Here is a 16887-nt window from a genome sequence, read left to right as displayed (position 1 = left end):
CGGGAACAGATAATGACAGAAAAGCTGGCAGCAAAAAACTGGAATGCAGAACAGCTGGAAGACTGGCTCATCAACAGGGTGGCGCAACTATTGGAGCAACCGGCCGACGATATCGATCCTGACATGCCATTCAACAGCCTGGGCCTCGATTCCATCAATGTCATGGACTTGATTGTTGAAATCGATGATTTGCTGGGTATAGAAATTGAATCGACCATCGTTTGGGATTATCCGACGATACATCTTTTAAGTGAATACGTCGCAACACTGGTAAAAGGATGACAGAGCTGAGGCATAGCAGATAATGAAATGAATGCTTTATGCCAACTGGCATGGGTAAATTAAACCGGAGCAAGCATGAGCGATCAAAAGGCAGCACCCAAAAACGAAGCTGCCAATGCAGCAGATGGCGAACATAAAGTCAGTTTCTGGGGATTCATCGGTCAGGCGCTGGGCCTGGCCTTTACTTACCGCTTGTTGGCCAGCCTGGTGGCGTTGGCCTTGCTGGTGCAGATTGGTTTTAATCTGCTGATGCCCCTGAGTTACCGCTACATTTTCGACAAGGCTATCGTCAACAAGGACATGGGCTTGCTGGCGATTTTGTTGGGTGTGCTGGCAGTCGGTTTCCTGCTCAATGCCGCTGCTGGGCTGATGCAGGACTTTGGTACTGCCACGATAGGTTCACGTATCTCCAAGAGTTTGCAGGAAAGGATGTTCGCCAACCTGCAAAAGCAATCCACCGATTTTTTCAGCAAGACACCGCAAGGCGACATCGTTGCTTGCTTTGGTCCTGATGTGATGGCGATAGAAACTGCCCTGGTGCGCGGCTTGCCCAGCTTTTGCATGCGCCTGGTCACCATCGTCACCAGCTTGATACTGTTGTTTGTCATTGAATGGCGATTGGCGATGGTGGCGCTGATACTCATGCCCATGATTGCCTTCGCCCCCAAGCCCTTTGGCCCGCGTGCGCGCAAATTTGGCCGCTCGCGTGACGATCTGCAATCCGGCAATGCTGGCCTGGTGCAAGAGAACCTGCTGAACCACCTGACCATACGCACCTTCAACCTTAGCAAATACCGCGAACAGCAATTTGGCGACAGGTTGACGCGCTTGCAGGAAGATGATTTCAGGGCGAATTTCTTTACCTCCATGATAGGCCGCTCCACCAATGTTGCTGCCGGTTTTTTGCAGATAGGTGTACTCGGTGTCGGTGCCATCCTGGCCGTCATGGGTTTTTTGACGACGGGTTTGCTGATTGCTTTCATAGGTTTGTTGCTCAATATCGGTGGTGCCACCGATAACTTGACCCAGGCCATCCCTTTGCTGGTACAGGGCATGAACAGTTACTCGCGCATACAAAAACTGCTGAGCGCGCAGCCAGCTTTGCCGGATAGCCCAACAGCTACGGCATTGCCAGCAATACAGGAGAACCTGAAACTGCAAGGTGTGGAATTTGCCTATCAGCCTGATCATCCTATCTTGCGTGGCGTTGATATAGAAATCCCGGCAGGAAAGACGGTGGCGATTGTCGGTGGCTCCGGTTCCGGCAAATCCACGGTACTGTCATTGTTGATGCGTTTGTATGATCCCAACAAGGGCAAGATACTGCTCGACAATGTGGATTTGCGCGATGGCACAGAGGCATCCTTGCGCGCACAAACCAGTGTGGTCTTGCAAAACACCGCCTTGTTCGATACCAGCATCGCAGAAAACATACGTATGGGCAGACTGGACGCAACAGATGAAGAAATTGTCGCTGCTGCCAGGGATGCTGGCATCCATGATTTGATAGAGACTTTCCCGAATGGTTATCAAAGCGTGGTTGGTAGCCAGGGCGGCAGCCTGTCGGGCGGCCAGCGCCAGCGTATCGCCATTGCCCGTGCCCTGTTGCGCAATCCACGTATACTCTTTCTTGATGAAGCCACTTCGGCACTCGATGCCCATACCGAAGCCGAGATAGGCGCGACCCTTGACGCCATCTCTGCTGACTGGACCGTAGTATCTGTCACGCACCGGTTCACCCATATCACCAATTACGACCTCATCATCGTCATGGAAAAAGGCCAGGTGGTGGAGTCGGGCACGCATGAAGAGTTGCTGGCCAAGGATGGTCGCTACGCCATGCTGTGGCGCAAGCAAAGCGGCTTCACGATTACTGATGATGGCAAGGCCAGCGTCTCCGTGGAACGACTCAGGGGTATCCCTTTCTTGTCAGAATGCCCGGACGAAGTCTTGCAAAAACTCTCGAAGTCGCTGGTGTCAGAATCCTTTGCTGCAGGCAAGCCGGTGTTCGAGGAGGGGGAACCAGGCAGCAAGTTCTACATAGTCGCTCGCGGCAAGCTAGAAAACTATGTGAAGCTTGAAGGTGATAAAGAAACACCGCTAGGCATGCTGGATGACGGTGACTACTTTGGTGAAATGGCGTTGATACGCCCGGTACCGCGTATCTGGTCCGTGCGTGCCGTCGTGGACAGCACCTGCATCAGCCTGGACCGCCAGCAATTCATGGAGTTGATGGATGCTGATCCTAAACTGAAAGAGGCGGTGACGACAACGGCCTATGAAAGAGCGGCAGAGTGGACGCAGGCCATCCTGGAAGCGGCAGACGCTTAATGATCAAATAGGACGGCAAAAAGTAAAAAGCCCGCGCAAAAAAGCGTGGGCTTCTTATGACGGCTTGATGAATTCAAAAACGTGCCAGTGCCGCATCCTTGTTCGCCTGTATATCCAGGATAGCATTAAAGCCACTGACCAAAAATACTTCATTGATTGAATCATTCAGGCTGCACAAGACTAGTTTGCCGCTGGCTGCTTTGGTTTTCTTGGCTGTCAGCAAGATGACACGCAGTCCCGCGCTGCTGATATAGGCGAGGTCAGAGAAATCGATGAGTATGTGCACTTCGCCGGCTTCGATGGCAGTGAGAATTTCTTTCTCAAATGCCGCAGAATTATTGCTGTCCAGGCGGCCAGCAGGCGTAAATGTTTTTATAGTCGGCATATTGATCCTGACAGGAAAGTTTGTGAGCTAAATGTTGCTTATTCTAGACGTAATTTCGATGCAAATCGTACTTTTAACAACGCAAAAATAATAATATTTTTTTGAGCTTTGTTAAAAACTAGACATCATTTCTGTGCGCGTGTACCATTGCCTTCGCTGCCTAAATTTTGAGCTGAAACGGGTGGCATAGAGTTTCGTTTCATTCCGATATTATTTTCGTTGAACCACGTAAACTAGGGGTAAGAAAAATGGCACATTTATATGACCAACTGGCAACTGCAATTGCAAAATCCGCACAAGATCCTGCATACCGTACCAAACTGCTGTCTGACCCAAACGGCACTTTGAAATCTGACGGCGTAGATATTGGTGGCGCAAAAGTTTCTATGGAATGGACAGAGATCACCAATGTACTGAGCATCCTCGTTGAAAACGGCGGTGCAAACTGGACAGGCTCTATCGTTCTGAGTATCAAGAAGTAATTCCCCGCTAGTAGAGTAGAGCACATGGCTCATCCGGGCTATGTGCCTGATGTCTGTCGCAGACCCTCAGACAGCACATCAATCAAAATGTTTTTCCTGGGTAATAATCTCTGAACAAAGACAATGCATCCATGAAAGTGGGTATGTGTTGTGCAAATTCACGTTCGCAGATGCCGCCTTCCCGGGAGCCATTTCTTCTGCTAGCCAATGCAATAACATGCAGTTCATCATACTTTCTAAGTAAAAAATCCCAGTCTCCGGCATTGCTACTATCAAGGCCATTGAGCAAGCTGACCTTTGACGTCGTATCTACGCTGAATACCAGTTTCCGCGCATCTGCCGACAAACCATCGCCAGTAACTTTCAGGTAAGCCTCTTTCAATACCCAGAATTCATAAAATTTCTGCGCTTTGTTCTTCGTGCCGGGCAGATTGATTTCTGCAATTTCTTCTTTACTGCATACCACGCCCATCAAATCATCCAGAGTGACATCGTGGTTAAATAATTCCACGTCCACGCCGATATCAGCGCCAAATTGTAATGCCACTACAACCAGGTCTCCTGCATGAGAAATACTGATGGCAGGAGCCACAATATTTTCTTTGATGAAGCTGACAAAGGGTTTGCCTGAAGTGGCGGTGACGACCGATATTTCTTCAGGCGGGATGCCGCACATCTTTGCTACTGCCAGTTTGCTCAATACACGGCCACCCAGATACCTGTCCCTGTCGTCCTGTTGCAGATAGCGCTGAGCACGTTTTTGTTCTACACCCGTTAGCAGGGTTTGCAAGCCGGTTCTGTATGTGCGCAGGTAGTCGAGCCTGGCTATCCATATTTCTGCAGCCGGGTTCGCGTACATATTCTTTGTGTGAGTAGTCATAGACAGGTTATATTCATCCGTGCCGCATTATATTGAGAACCCTGATAAAGGAATAGTATATTGAAAATCATCGCCTACCCATTTGCCGGTGGCAGTAGCTATAGCTATGCAAAACTGTCGCGCGAACACGCGCATGAATGGCAGGTGCCCGACCCGCCTGGACATGGCAGCAATATGCGTCAACCCCTGATGCATAGCATTCCTGAGATGGTCTCAGCCTTACTGGAGCCCACGCTGCGCGCAAGTGCCGGTAACGCTTATGTACTGTTTGGTCACAGCATGGGCGCTTATATAGCATTGGCGATGCTCGACAGGCTGGTGGAACTGGGTGCCAGCCTGCCGCAAAGACTGGTATTGTCTGGTGCCGCCGCTCCGCACAGCCGCTCGTTACAACATCATGCAGAACTCCCGCATAAGGAATTTCTGGAATGGGTAGCAAACATGGGTGGCATCTCGGCAGAAGTGCTTGCAGAGCCGCAATTGATGGAATTGTTTGAGCCCATCCTGCGAGCCGACATAGGCGCAGCAGAAGCCTATGTTGATGGAAGACAGCGTCAGCACGATGTACCTGTGCGGGTGCTGTTGGGGCAAGATGACAGGATAGCGCTGGCCGATGGTCTGGCCTGGGCAGAGTGTTTTGTGCATGCACCTGAAATACATACATTTGCAGGCGGGCATTTCTTCCTGTTTGATGAAGTCGACAAAGTGCAACACCTGATCGCCTGAAATAAAAAAACGTGGCCCTGAATGCCAGGGCCACGCTTAGCAGTCAATCAAGATCAGTATTAGAAGCGATACAGCACAGACGCCTCAATCGCACGGCCAAAGATAGGGCGGGCAAAGACTACGCTGCTGCCACTGCCGATGACGCGCGAATTACCCTCGGTCAGCCCGAGTTGATTGGTCAGGTTGGTGCCAGCCAGGCGAAATTCCAGATTCTCACCCAGGCCAACCAGAATGCCAGCATCCAGCGTGTAATACTTGGGCAGGGATTGCTGGTTTTCTGCATCGGCAAAGCGTGCATCGACATGGGTGTACGTGCCATACAGTTTGATATCACCATTGTCGAGCGGGATGCGGTAGCTTGGTGACATGCGGAATTGTAATTTAGGCTGGCGCTTCACCTCATTGCCAGTATTGGTGCCATAGTTTTCATACTTCGATTGCTGGTAGGCACCACTGAGTGAAATCTGGAAATTCTTGATCGGGCGCGCAGCCACTTCAAATTCCAGGCCAGAACCGCTGGAGCCACCAATCGCATTCACATTGCGGCCATCTGCCAAGAATTGCTGGAAGGGCAGGCCTGTGAAAGTATTGTGGAAGAAGGTCAGGTAGGCGCTGAAATATTCCGACACACTCTTCAAACCTATTTCATATTGCTTGACCTTGGTCACAGGCGCATTCACCCCATTGTCGCGTATGGTATCGAACTGTGGCAGGGCGAAGCCAGAGTTCAGGCGTGCAAATACACTGAAATTTTCTGACACCTTGTAATTGCCACCGAGGGTATAAGACACTTCATTGTCTGAGCGGTCAACCGAAGTGTTGCTGCCGCTCAGTACTGATGCGCTGTTGTTGTACAGGGTCAGCGGGTTATTATCCAGATCGACTGACTTTGGATTCGAGATAACGCCATTCAAACGACGGTTCTCGGTGCGTACACCAGCATCAACGCGGATGCGGTCGTTGATCTTCCATTCATCGGCCAGATAAAACGCCGTGTTCTGTGCCGAGAAATTTTCATTCAAGGTATAGAAGGATGCGCCATCATGGCCATTGCCGCTGACTATCACGCCATTATTCAACTGTACATTGATAGGGCGGGCATTTGGTGTTGCTGTCATCAGCACGCTATTACCCAGATACCACATGTCCTTGGATGAATAGTCAGCGTAATACAGACCAGCGGTAAAGGTATGGTCTTTGATGATCTCTTTGCTGATGCGCAGTTCATCAGTGAAAGAACTCAGCTTCTTTTCTACCGACCAGATACCGGCAGACATTACTTGCTGGTCACCTGCCACTGCAGCGCCGCCATTCAGATAAGTTGCCGTACCCGAGACTGCCTGCTTGCCACCTGCCGCAGCCACCACATTGGCCTGGCCATTGGCGGACTGGATAGCACTATTGATATAACTGGACATGCTCACAGGGCTGTTGCCCGTAAAGATCGCCAGGGTAGGTGCATTGCCGGAGAAATGATTGAGCTTGTTACTGATATTCCAGCCGTTGATGGTTTGCGAAAAGTCCACACCAAACAGATTGGCTTGCAAGCCACGGCCATTTGCCAGGTCTTTATTGATGACCTGGCCAGGGCCGACTTCCAAGGCGACATTGCGCAATTCATTGCTGTACAGCGAACCGGTCAAAGGATCAAAACCAGGGAAAGCCGTTGGCTTGCCGCCAGCAGAGCTGGCAGAGATCAGCGGCACGCCAGTATAGAAAGTGTTTTTGTCATTGACGGTACGCGCATAAAAAGTCAGCTCGCCCTGGTCTAGTTTTCTGGTGACGCTGGCAGTGATTTGCCCGCCATCGTCTGCGGGGTATTGCCCGTCGCGCACTCCCTGTGCCACGCGGTAAAAACCACCTATGGTTCCATACCAGCCATCGGCAATCTTGCCACCATAATAGCCATCGATGCGACGCAGATTGCCCGTGCCTACCGTAGCTCGCAAACTGCCCTCTGCCACATCACGGCCTTTCTTGAGCAGGAAGTTCATCGTCGCACCAGGCTGGCCATTCGAGAAGATAGGGCTGGGGCCGCCGCGTAATACTTCCACCCGTTCTATCGTGTCATCAATACGGAACAGCGATGAACCTTCGAGGAATGACAGGGTCGGCGGCGGGAATAATGGTGAACCATTCATTTGTATCGTCACAAACGGCGCATCACCATCGATAGGGAAACCACGCACGCCGATATTGGCACCGGCATTGCCACCGCTGGATTCGGCATAAATACCTGGCACGATTTTCAGCAGATCAGCAGTACTGCTGGGAGCTGCCTGTTTCAGTTGTTCTTCATTCGCGGTAGTGATGGAATAAGACGCATCGATCTTGCGTTGGCCACCGTTGCGGGCATTACCTGTCACGACGATTTGCTGGACTTCATCTGCCTTGGTTGGCGCAGTGGCATTCGCAGTATTGGCAGTTGCCGCTGTGTTGGTTTCTGGATTGCTGGCGACCTGGGCTTGCGCCTGGCTCAATAATGTCATCATGGCGATCGTAATCGCCGACAAGCGGAAAGGCTTGTTGCAGTTCATGTTGTGCTCCTGAATATTATTAAAGTTTGTCGTCCCTAACATCCGTTCAAGGGCAATACGTCCATTTTTCATGATACGCATTGTTGCCTCTTGCCACTTCCTAAATGAGTCCGGCCTGGTTTTTTATGCGGCCTGTTTCCCTGGTACTCAAGTGACGAGATGTAAAAACAAACTCATTGAAACAATAAATGTTATCGATGTCAATTGAAATGTTATCGATGTCATTTATTCGACACAAATTATTGAGATGTTTAAAAGTATATAATTTCTGTGCGGAAATGGACATGCCATCGGCTTGATGAAGGCCGATGTTCGCATGAGATTGATCCAATATCCGGCGCATTTTTGCCTGGTTTTCACAGGTATGCCCTGGCATCCGCTGTAACTTGGTGTCTACTTTGTGTGACCTGAGGCCTGGGATATATCGCCCGCAAACAAGCTCTGTCATAATGCGCGGGAAATAAAGCAAAATCACCTCAGAGTCTGCGAGGCAGGAGACATTACTGCTATTTGCCAGAATCTGAAATTGCTGGATCTGAATATCAATCATTGGGCAACCTACAACAAGGTCTTTGCATGACAGCAAAAAAGCGCAGCACACCCAACCCTGAATCCGGGGTAACGATGGAACATCTGGCAGCCATTGCCGGGGTATCCACCATTACGGTGTCGCGTGCCTTGCGTAATAGCCCCCTGGTGACAGTCGATACGCGGGAAAAAATCCGCAAGATTGCAGAAGAGCAGGGCTACCGCTTCAACGTCAGCGCCCGCAATTTGCGCTTGGGCCGCAGCCATTCTGTCGCTGTGGTGGTTGAGATGACACCCGCCAATGACAGACCCATGTCCGACCCCTACCCGCTTGAATTATTGGGTGGCATCACCCAGGAGTTGACCACCGCTGGCTATAGTGTAGTGCTGACTTCCATGCAACTTATAGACACGCCGCCAGTGCAGGGGGCAGATGGCATGATCTTGCTAGGGCAGGGCTCTCACGGTGAAGCGGTACACCGCTTGCAACGCTCTGGCTTGCCGCTGGTGATCTGGGGTGCACCGGATGCGAACCAACCTGGCATCGTTGTCGGCAGCGATAACCGCAAGGGCGGTGCCAGCGTGGCCGAGCGCTTCATCCAGCAAGGACGGCGCAAGCTCTTGTTCATCGGTGACATCGACCATGCCGAAGTGCAGGAACGTTGCGCCGGTTTCATGGAAGCGCTGGGTGATCAGCAACACGCAGTCACCATCCTGCGCCCCAAAGCGTTTACCTTTGAAGCAGGTTTTGACTGCATGTCTGCCTACCTGGATAAAAAAGACAAAGCCTTCGACGCCGTCTTCGCCGCCAGCGACTTGTTGGCGATGGGCGCGATACGTGCAATTACCGAAGCAGAGATGAGCGTGCCTGGCCAGGTATCCGTCATCGGCTACGACGACACCCCAGGTGCTGCCAGCTTTATCCCTGCACTCACCAGCGTGCACCAATACCTGCGAGACGGCGGGATCCTGCTTGCCAAGAAAATCCTTGGCCTCATCAATGAAGAAGCCGTGGAGTCTGAGGTCTTGCAGACCATGCTGGTGGTCAGGCAAACCTGATGTTTTCGTAGCGGCGATGCCGTGCCGGATTTTCAATTCACACAAGCCGGATGTTGTCCGCATCCGGCTAGCCTCTCCCGCAGTAGCGCTTAAGTTATCACTGCTTAAAACCGGGTATTTAGCACCAGGTAGGCGTTAAACGGTGCACCCGGTTGTATCTGCACATTGTTATTGGCTGACTCCATGTAGCGGGTATTTGCAAGGTTATTGAGTTTCAAGGTAATGTCATAGCGCGCTTGCAGATAAGTCAGGGCCAGGTCGATGCGGGCATAACCTGGCAGACGTACCATATTGTCAGTCAGGGCATATTGCTCGCTATGGGCAATGATGCCTGCACCTGCACTCCAGTTCGTGTTGAAACCTTGCTTTAACCACAGACTGGCATTGTGGGAAGGTGTCATTTCTGCGCGGTTACCTATGCGTATATCATTCGATGCGACGATCTTGGCATCGTTATAGGTGTAGCTGGCATTGACCTGTGTAGCGCTCAACAGTTGTCCCTGCAGTTCAAGCTCCAGCCCCTGGTTGCGCTGACGGCCAATTTGCAACTGACGCAAACCTGTCAGGTCAGCAGGGTCAGCAGTCAATTGATTGCTTTGCTCTACCCTGAACAAGGCGATACTGGTGTACAGGCGTCTATCCAGCCACTCTTGCTTCAAACCGATTTCTTGCAAGTCAGTTTTCAGGGGGGGGACCTGGCTCAGCGGATTGCTGCCGGTGTACAGCAAGTCACCACCGGCAGGCTGATGCGAGCGACTGATCGTGGCATAGGCCGACTGCTGCGGCGTGATTTTATACACCAGCCCCATGCGTGGTGAGAACAGATTATCCGTACGTTCACTGATGGCATTGTTGAGCAGCCTGTTGGTTTGCTTTTGCTTGAACTGGTCAAAACGGCCACCGAGCAGCATGTCCCAATCATTCGTCAAGGCAATCTGATCCTGCAGGTACAGGGCCGTGGTATCGGCATCGAAGCGGCTGTCTATGGCCACAGGCAAAGCCCTGAAGTCAGGAGCGGCCAGCAATTGCTGGGGGCGGTATAAATTCACAGGGTAAGCCGTGCCGGTTTGCCTGACCAGGGAATCGCGCTTTTGCTGGGATAATTCCAGGCCAGCCAGCACCAGGTGGTTACCGATGGCGTACGTCAGTTCAGTCTGGTTGAGCAAGTTCTTTTGCTGTATGGGGAAATAGGTAATCTGGCGTGATACGGTATTGTCAGCATTCACACGCCGGTTGCGTGTGTTCACACCATCGAGATCAGTCTGGCTGTATTGCAGGTTGTTGACCAGGTTTAACTGCTGATTGAACTTGTGTTCCAGCCTGACTTTAAAAAGATCGCTATTGGTTTTGGTGAAGTCAAATTTTTCACCATAAAAAGTGCTGGCATCAACTACCAAGGCACGTCCATTCACCGACGGTATGCCACGGTCAGGCGTGTGGTCTTCGCGCTGTATTTCAGTCTGCAGCAGCAAGCTGGTTTGTGGGCTGATATTCCATGACAGCGATGGTGCCAGTATCGTGCGCTTATGATCAACAATATTGCGGTAACTGTCACCCGCATCATAGGCAGCAATCAGGCGCGCATTGATCTCATTGCTCAGGGCTCCACCTGCATCGACACTGAGTCTGCGCTGGCTGTTCGAACCCAGGGCCAGTGAAATTTCACTATCCTGTTTTGCCTGCGGTTTTTTGGTAATGCGGTTGATCAAGCCTCCGGCTGCGCCACGGCCATACAAGGCGGCTGTCGCGCCCTTGATGACTTCGAGTTTGTCGGTGGTGGAAAGATCGCGAAAGTACAGGCTATCGTCACGCATGCCATCCAGCAGGGTTTCCCGTGGAGAGTAAAAACCGCGTATATAAAATTCATCACGGCGGCCTTCCCCTTGCCCGGCGATGATGCCAGGCGTGTAAGCCAGTGCATCCTTGCTACTATTGGCTGCACGGTCGCGCAAGTCTTCATTGTTGACGACAGAAATTGATTGCGGGGTTTCCAGCAAAGTCCCATTGGTTTTGCTGGCACCACTTACTCTGGTGGCGCCTTGCCGTGACTGTGCCTTGACTTCAATTAATGGCAAGTCATTTTGTGTCGTGCTTTGTGCCATCACTGTGTGGCTATGAGCCTGACAAAGCAAGGCCGGGAGTATCATTGAAAAAGATTTTGCGTACATAATTAGTGCATCATTTTGGAGTTGAAAAAAACGGATACAGAGCAAGGCGCATCGAGGTTCATTAAGGTTCATTCACCACGCCCAGCGGGTGATATAGCGGCAGGTAAGCAGCCTTGCGGTCAGCCTGCTTTAAAAAACGGATCAGCAAATTACCCTTGACTGGCAAGGGTTCGCCGGACAGCAAGCCCTGTATGCGACGCGCTGCTTCCGGGTTGGGGAAGTTGGCAAGGTAACTTTGCAGTGTATTGCGCAGACAAGCCCACAATTCCAGGTATAGCTCATGATTACCATTCGCCAGCGTGGCGATGACTTCGCAGATATTATTGACCAGCAGGCAGTAGCCTATGCGAGTCCAGCCGGCTTCATCACTACAGCAAATCTCTTTGCGTGTATGTTCATCGAGTTGCATGGAACTGATCAGTTCGTGGGCTCTGGGTGTGAGCCTGGTCAGCTCCAGGTCGCGGACGATAAAGCGCACTGGAGTGCCATCCTCTGTAAGTCCGACGATGCTGTTTTGCATATGTGGTTCAAAGGCGATGCCTTTTTCAAACAACAGGTAGAACACGGGATAAATTGCCAGCTCGGCATAACGGCTGAACCACAGGCGCATGCCCTGGCGCAGGGACAGACTGTGTCTGTGGGAAAACCGTTCTATCAATGCAGCCACCTGCAGGCGACCTGCCTGGCCGTTGCCAAACAGCGCGGCACATATCATGGGCGTGATACCTTGCACCATATGCGTTGCCAGACCTTCGCGCAAGACCAGCCCAAAGCCGTCTTCGATTTCCTTATGTTGCCGGTCACTCTGCTGCTGGTTTTCCGGGAAGGCTACACTCAGGTAAGCCTGTTCTTCCAGTGCATGAAAATGTGGGAACAGTGCCTGCATATCTGCCTTCATAGGTCGGTACAGGCGGCTTGCAGTCAATGCGGCAGTCAGTTCGTGTCTGGCATTATTGCGTATGCAATTAGTGATGCGCAGGTTCAGCGACAGCTTTAAGAAAGCACTGCCATCTTCAGACAGCATGGTACGTATGGATGCCGTGGGATAAAACTGTTTACCACTACAACCAAGATCGCGTATTTCACCAGCGGCCATGGCGGCTTGAATGCGAGGCTGTTGCACGAGCCAGTCAGCTTGCCAGGGGTGCAAGGGCACGATGATGTGCTTGCTATCGGCTTGCAGTTCATGCCCAGTCAGTTGCTGCAAGCGGTTGCACAAGTCTTGCTCATCCAGACTATCGCTGAGGATCCAGCTACATGGAAGCTGGAAGTAGCGCAACTGCAGTTGCGCGCCATGCTCAGGTGAATAGTTTTTTTCTTCTTCTTTTGTCCAGCCTGAACGGCTCTTGGGCGTAGGATGGAAAGGATGACCCGTCAGCAAATGCTGTTCACTGCGTATGTATTGCTGTAAAGCTGAGTCTGTGTGGAGAGAACATAATTTGCCTTGCTGCGCCTCCAGCAAATGCTGCATGGTAGCGATGCTTTCCTCGATTTGTTGCAGCAGGTCGGCATTAAACTCAGTGCCTTCGCGCAGCGACAGGTCGGCGATGATGAGTTGGGCAATGTCGCGCCAACTGGCTACTGACCAGCTCTGTTGATGGTCTTGCAGATAGATGTCGGTGATGTAATCGTAATTGCCGGTGACTGAGACATGCTGTACCCCCACGCAAAAACGGCTTTGCATGCGGGGTAACTGTATGTCCAGCACCTGGCCCTGATACTGTCGCAGTGCTGCAGGCGGCAATCTGGTATGAGCGATCGAACGGACTGCCAGCTTATGTTCCTGCATGGCGACCTCCCGCGCATAGCAGTTCAGCAGGACGCGAGCATGTTGCACCTGGGCGTATTCGCTGGCATTGACAGGGACCGCATTGTTGGCAGCCTGTCTGGCATGCGGCAAAGCATGTGGCAAAGCATGTTGCAAAGACGGCAGATGGAGGAAGTGCAAAGTGTCAGGTGCGTGGTTCGAGGTGAACCGCGGTAAGCTAGCGTTCATAGGCGTTTACTTTCTAAAAAAATGGAGAGGCCGGCCAACAGCGCACAAGCCAACCAGATGGGTGCGGTATAGTTCATTGAAGTAGCCAGACCGCTTGCGAGAATTCCTGCCATGACAGCACCCCATTTATTGGCGCCTTCCAGCTTGCCAAAATGCTGGCCGGCACTGGCTTTTCTGGTCGTGGATGCCGCCAGGGCATTGATGGCCAGATAAGCGCCAGTCATCCCTGCGCCCATGAGTATCCGGCCCGTAGCCAGGAGGGGCAGATTATTGGCCAGTACCTGCAATAACAAGCCTGCGCAGGTCAGCGCGGAAAAGCGCGCCAGTGCAGTCTGTGCATTGGAAAAATTGACATGGCGGCCGATAGGCCAGGCCAGCACCAGAAACAGTGCATGCGGCAAGCCAAACAGGGCACCGGCCCAGGCCGCGGACATATTCAGGCGTTGTGCCAGGTCAATGACAAAATACGGATAGGTCAGTACCGTACCTATGGTGAATAGCGCCTGGTAGCGGTACAGACTGCCGGCACTGATTGTGCCAGCCTCGGCAGGTGCTGTGCCAGTGTTGTCCGCCACTGTATGCGCGGCAGGGGTACTGGTTTTGGCAGGCAACAGAGAGAGTATCAACCCCGCCAGACCAGGGAATATAGCCAAATAAAAAAAGATATGTAGCAGATTTTGTCCGTCGCTGAACAGGCCTATGATGGCAGGCCCTGCGAACAGCGCGGTACGGGCCGAGCCTTGCATGACACTCAGTAATGTAGCAAGGCGCTTACCAGGCAGGAAAGAAGCCAGAAAAGCATTCGATGCCGCAAAGGTGCCGCCCAGCAAACCTTGCAAAGTCAGGCCAAAGGCAAATTCCCAGGGGGTGTGCGCCATGCCTGTGATGATAAAACTCAGGCACAAACCCCAGTGCGCCCGTATCAGTGAAGCACGTATGCCTATACGGTCAGCCAGCTTTCCCCACAAGGGGTTGGAGATCGCGGCCGCCAAGGTTGGCAGGGTAAAGTACCAGCCAGCCATGACCAGGGCCTGGCTCGAAAAATTCTGCTGCAGTATGTGCGCATAAAATGGCGGCATGCACAGTGCAGCAAAGGCGGCGCCAAAATGCCCCAGTACCGTGATGAAAATGGTTTGCCGCATTACGTGCCCTGAGACTGCATGAATTGATGCAAGGGGTTGGGGACTGTATGAAATGCTTGTGCGCTGGCGGCAGAAAGACGCCTGCTGGCCAGTTTTTCCATTTGCAATTCTGGTGCAAATAAATTGAATTGCTGGAAGCGTGCAGACAATTGCGGCACTTGCGCCTGATAATCAAGCACGGTTTGCGCAGCGAGTTGCCAGAAGTGGTTTTCCTCAAAACCGTGATGCCTATCCAGCCTGTGTGCCAGTTCAGAAAGGTGGATAAACAAGAGCACTTCAAGCAGATAATCCCTGGCTTCGTCTGTCGTGTCCATGGCAAAACCGTTGCTGGCATTGGCTGCATTGCGGTGTGCCGGCGCCTGACGTAAATGCTGCAAGTGAGCTTCGTTGGTGGTTTGCCCGGCGATAAAGTGCAGGCCGCCGGGCAAGTCCCGAATGACAACACCGGCAGGCAAGCCATCCCTGACGATGAGCAAGGTATTTTGTGCGTGCGCTTCCAGCAAGACACCATGCGCCAGCATCAGATGGATAAACGGTGGCAGCATGGCTTGCAATAGCGTGTTAACCCAGGTTTCGGTGCCATGTTGTTGTAACCAGGGTGAGATATTCAATTGTTGCTGATCATCAAGTGTAGTCAAGGCAGTGCAGGGGAATATCTGCTCGCCTTGCCTGAGTATGGATGTCGGTGATTGTCGCCAGATCGCGCCCAGTAAGCCATATCTGTCCTGGCGCGATGCCGCAGGTGTCAGGGTGATACCCATGGGTTCTGCCAGAACTGCCAGTCTGCAGTGCTGCTGTAAAAAAATATCTTCGCTGTACAGCTTGTCCAGCCATTGCGATATCAGCGGCGAATTATGAACATGATGGTCAGACAGGATGCGGTCTGCCGAACTGTTGGCGATGGCCAGCGGCAGTTTGAGGTTGTGATTGTTATGGCTGGCAAGAGATGTCAGTGAACGTATCGATTGCTGTGCCAGCCAGGTCGTTTCACCCGTACCAAGATAGAGCAGGCGGCCATCTGCCAGCCAGTCAGCGTACTGGATTTGCAGGCTCTGATGCCAGTGCCAGGGATGGGCGGGCAGCAAATAATAATTGTTTGCCTCCTTGCCTGTGAGCCTGATGGCTTGCTGCAAACGCAGCACTTCTGCTGCACCGATTTCCGTTTGCAAAAATTGTGTGTAGTCACCACCAGGCAAGCTATGAATATCAGCCAGCCGTTTATCGAGTGCCAGCCAGACCAGGCCAAAAGCCTGCGCAAATTCTGGCCCATAACGCTGATGGTCCGCCAGGTTAAAACCTATGCGCGAACGATAGCAAGGGTGGTACAGATGGCCATCACCCAATTGTGCTTCCTGCCAGGCATAAGGCAAGTCAAGTGCAGTACGGCCCTTTGCCGCAAGTGCCCTGGCTTGCAATGAGCAGGCCTGTTTGGCTGCGGTATGAATTAATTCATTAATGAAGCGTGGGCCATTCTGCGCCGCGTGTGACCTCAGCAAATTGCCTGCAACGGAGGCAATATCAGTAGTGCTTATGCCACTGCCCACTTCGCATACAGGGCCGTGCAAACGGTTGCGCCCAAAGTTGTTGGCCGGATGTGCGGCTATCCGGTATTCAAGCTGTCGACCTTGCTCATCCATTCCCCGCAAGTACAGATCAGCTTTGCCATCAGCTTGCCTTTCCAGATGTCCATCCAACGCGCCTTCAAACCAGAAGGCGTCTATGAACTGACATAGCGTGCGTTCGGCTGCTGCTGCATAAAATGAGTTATTGCCAGTCGCTGGAATTTGATTGTTGCTGTCCATATTGTTTTTCCAAAAAAATGAGCGCGAGCAAATCCTTTGTGATTGCCGGGGCAATCACATCTTGCTGCGTGATGTGAAATGAGAATTTCTATGGGTCGGCGATTAGCCAGGACAGTCGTAGTACTGCACCATGAGAATATTTTTCAGCGAAGGGGCGACGATTGATCGATATGAGTACGAATATGAAATGACGATGGACATGATTTCCCCGCGAATGTAACGCATGGTTTTTTCACTTGCCCACGTAGGGATGCTGGCTTACGTGTGTAGCTGGGGCTGGCGCTTGAGAGGGTGTGAAATTGCTAAAGTGAAATCATTATAAATGAGAATCGTTATCATTTGTGAGTTATTTAATAAATAACCTAAAAATGCTAGGGGCAAATGTTGGGAGCAAATCGTGTTTTGCCCACCGTAACAGGGGGAGTGCTCTCTTTGAAAGCTTCGTTTTAGAGTGATAAAACGGATTGCTGATGAACCTGAATTTATTTCCTTGCGGCAGCACTCGTCCTAGTAATTCTTAATCCATGTTGGCCTTCTTCTAAAATAATAATTTAGTTTGTTGACTTTTA

At 51.8% G+C, this 16887-nt stretch carries 12 protein-coding genes; 5 read left to right on the top strand and 7 right to left on the bottom strand.

The features are described 5' to 3' along the window. Positions 1 to 12: 12 nt before the first annotated feature. Together ACO0LG_RS19265 and ACO0LG_RS19260 are read left to right on the top strand one after the other, a co-directional pair. Positions 13 to 282 carry an acyl carrier protein gene (locus ACO0LG_RS19265; protein WP_423029171.1) on the top strand — a complete coding sequence of 90 codons (270 nt, stop codon included), beginning with the start codon at positions 13 to 15 and terminating at the stop codon, positions 280 to 282. A gap of 75 nt (positions 283 to 357) precedes the next feature. Beyond that, positions 358 to 2613 (top strand): ABC transporter transmembrane domain-containing protein, encoded by a 2256-nt coding sequence (locus ACO0LG_RS19260; RefSeq protein WP_423029170.1) that lies wholly within the window; start codon positions 358 to 360, stop codon positions 2611 to 2613. Between the two features lie 73 nt (positions 2614 to 2686). Here ACO0LG_RS19260 and ACO0LG_RS19255 read toward each other — a convergent pair whose 3' ends face one another. Next, positions 2687 to 2998: an STAS domain-containing protein gene (locus ACO0LG_RS19255; RefSeq protein WP_423029169.1), complete on the bottom strand. Its 312-nt coding sequence runs from the start codon at positions 2996 to 2998 to the stop codon at positions 2687 to 2689. 248 nt (positions 2999 to 3246) lie between these two features. On the opposite strand from ACO0LG_RS19255, the gene ACO0LG_RS19250 reads away from it, so the two are divergent. Next, on the top strand, positions 3247 to 3480 hold the full coding sequence (locus ACO0LG_RS19250) for a hypothetical protein (RefSeq protein ID WP_423029168.1): 234 nt from the start codon (positions 3247 to 3249) through the stop codon (positions 3478 to 3480). Between the two features lie 82 nt (positions 3481 to 3562). On the opposite strand, the gene ACO0LG_RS19245 is transcribed toward ACO0LG_RS19250, so the two are convergent. Further along, complete coding sequence (locus ACO0LG_RS19245) at positions 3563 to 4360, bottom strand: 4'-phosphopantetheinyl transferase family protein (protein WP_423029167.1); 798 nt, start codon at positions 4358 to 4360, stop codon at positions 3563 to 3565. 60 nt (positions 4361 to 4420) lie between these two features. On the opposite strand from ACO0LG_RS19245, the gene ACO0LG_RS19240 reads away from it, so the two are divergent. Then, positions 4421 to 5086 (top strand): thioesterase II family protein, encoded by a 666-nt coding sequence (locus ACO0LG_RS19240; protein ID WP_423029166.1) that lies wholly within the window; start codon positions 4421 to 4423, stop codon positions 5084 to 5086. A gap of 59 nt (positions 5087 to 5145) precedes the next feature. On the opposite strand, the gene ACO0LG_RS19235 is transcribed toward ACO0LG_RS19240, so the two are convergent. Beyond that, the gene (locus tag ACO0LG_RS19235) at positions 5146 to 7623 is read right to left on the bottom strand and encodes a TonB-dependent receptor (RefSeq protein ID WP_423029165.1); all 2478 of its coding nucleotides are present in this window, start codon (positions 7621 to 7623) and stop codon (positions 5146 to 5148) included. A 576-nt stretch (positions 7624 to 8199) separates the two neighbouring features. On the opposite strand from ACO0LG_RS19235, the gene ACO0LG_RS19230 reads away from it, so the two are divergent. Next, positions 8200 to 9210 (top strand): LacI family DNA-binding transcriptional regulator, encoded by a 1011-nt coding sequence (locus tag ACO0LG_RS19230; protein ID WP_423029164.1) that lies wholly within the window; start codon positions 8200 to 8202, stop codon positions 9208 to 9210. A 104-nt stretch (positions 9211 to 9314) separates the two neighbouring features. Here ACO0LG_RS19230 and ACO0LG_RS19225 read toward each other — a convergent pair whose 3' ends face one another. The 4 genes from ACO0LG_RS19225 to ACO0LG_RS19210 all read right to left on the bottom strand — a co-directional run bounded on the left by ACO0LG_RS19225 (position 9315) and on the right by ACO0LG_RS19210 (position 16318). Then, the gene (locus tag ACO0LG_RS19225; protein WP_423029163.1) at positions 9315 to 11312 is read right to left on the bottom strand and encodes a TonB-dependent receptor; all 1998 of its coding nucleotides are present in this window, start codon (positions 11310 to 11312) and stop codon (positions 9315 to 9317) included. Positions 11313 to 11439: 127 nt separating this feature from the next. Continuing rightward, complete coding sequence (locus tag ACO0LG_RS19220) at positions 11440 to 13374, bottom strand: IucA/IucC family protein (RefSeq protein WP_423029162.1); 1935 nt, start codon at positions 13372 to 13374, stop codon at positions 11440 to 11442. Then, positions 13371 to 14516, bottom strand: a complete 1146-nt coding sequence (locus ACO0LG_RS19215) for an MFS transporter (RefSeq protein ID WP_423029161.1) — start codon at positions 14514 to 14516, stop codon at positions 13371 to 13373. Before ACO0LG_RS19215 ends, ACO0LG_RS19220 begins: the two co-directional genes overlap by 4 nt. After that, on the bottom strand, positions 14516 to 16318 hold the full coding sequence (locus ACO0LG_RS19210; protein ID WP_423029160.1) for an IucA/IucC family protein: 1803 nt from the start codon (positions 16316 to 16318) through the stop codon (positions 14516 to 14518). The genes ACO0LG_RS19215 and ACO0LG_RS19210 overlap by 1 nt, the downstream gene beginning before the upstream one ends. Positions 16319 to 16887 lie beyond the last annotated feature (569 nt).

This window comes from Undibacterium sp. Ji42W, from assembly GCF_049340405.1.
Classification (GTDB): Bacteria; Pseudomonadota; Gammaproteobacteria; order Burkholderiales; family Burkholderiaceae_D; genus Undibacterium.
Note: the sequence above shows the minus strand (reverse complement) of the source record. Positions and strands in the feature narration are given on the sequence as shown.

Bases quoted from the DNA above. Each gene is read 5' to 3' on its own strand.
- ACO0LG_RS19220 (WP_423029162.1), bottom strand. From the start codon at position 13,374: ATGAACGCTAGCTTACCGCGGTTCACCTCGAACCACGCACCTGACACT.
- ACO0LG_RS19210 (WP_423029160.1), bottom strand. From the start codon at position 16,318: ATGGACAGCAACAATCAAATTCCAGCGACTGGCAATAACTCATTTTAT.
- ACO0LG_RS19245 (WP_423029167.1), bottom strand. From the start codon at position 4,360: ATGACTACTCACACAAAGAATATGTACGCGAACCCGGCTGCAGAAATA.
- ACO0LG_RS19230 (WP_423029164.1), top strand. From the start codon at position 8,200: ATGACAGCAAAAAAGCGCAGCACACCCAACCCTGAATCCGGGGTAACG.
- ACO0LG_RS19265 (WP_423029171.1), top strand. From the start codon at position 13: ATGACAGAAAAGCTGGCAGCAAAAAACTGGAATGCAGAACAGCTGGAA.
- ACO0LG_RS19235 (WP_423029165.1), bottom strand. From the start codon at position 7,623: ATGAACTGCAACAAGCCTTTCCGCTTGTCGGCGATTACGATCGCCATG.
- ACO0LG_RS19215 (WP_423029161.1), bottom strand. From the start codon at position 14,516: ATGCGGCAAACCATTTTCATCACGGTACTGGGGCATTTTGGCGCCGCC.
- ACO0LG_RS19255 (WP_423029169.1), bottom strand. From the start codon at position 2,998: ATGCCGACTATAAAAACATTTACGCCTGCTGGCCGCCTGGACAGCAAT.
- ACO0LG_RS19250 (WP_423029168.1), top strand. From the start codon at position 3,247: ATGGCACATTTATATGACCAACTGGCAACTGCAATTGCAAAATCCGCA.
- ACO0LG_RS19260 (WP_423029170.1), top strand. From the start codon at position 358: ATGAGCGATCAAAAGGCAGCACCCAAAAACGAAGCTGCCAATGCAGCA.
- ACO0LG_RS19225 (WP_423029163.1), bottom strand. From the start codon at position 11,312: ATGGCACAAAGCACGACACAAAATGACTTGCCATTAATTGAAGTCAAG.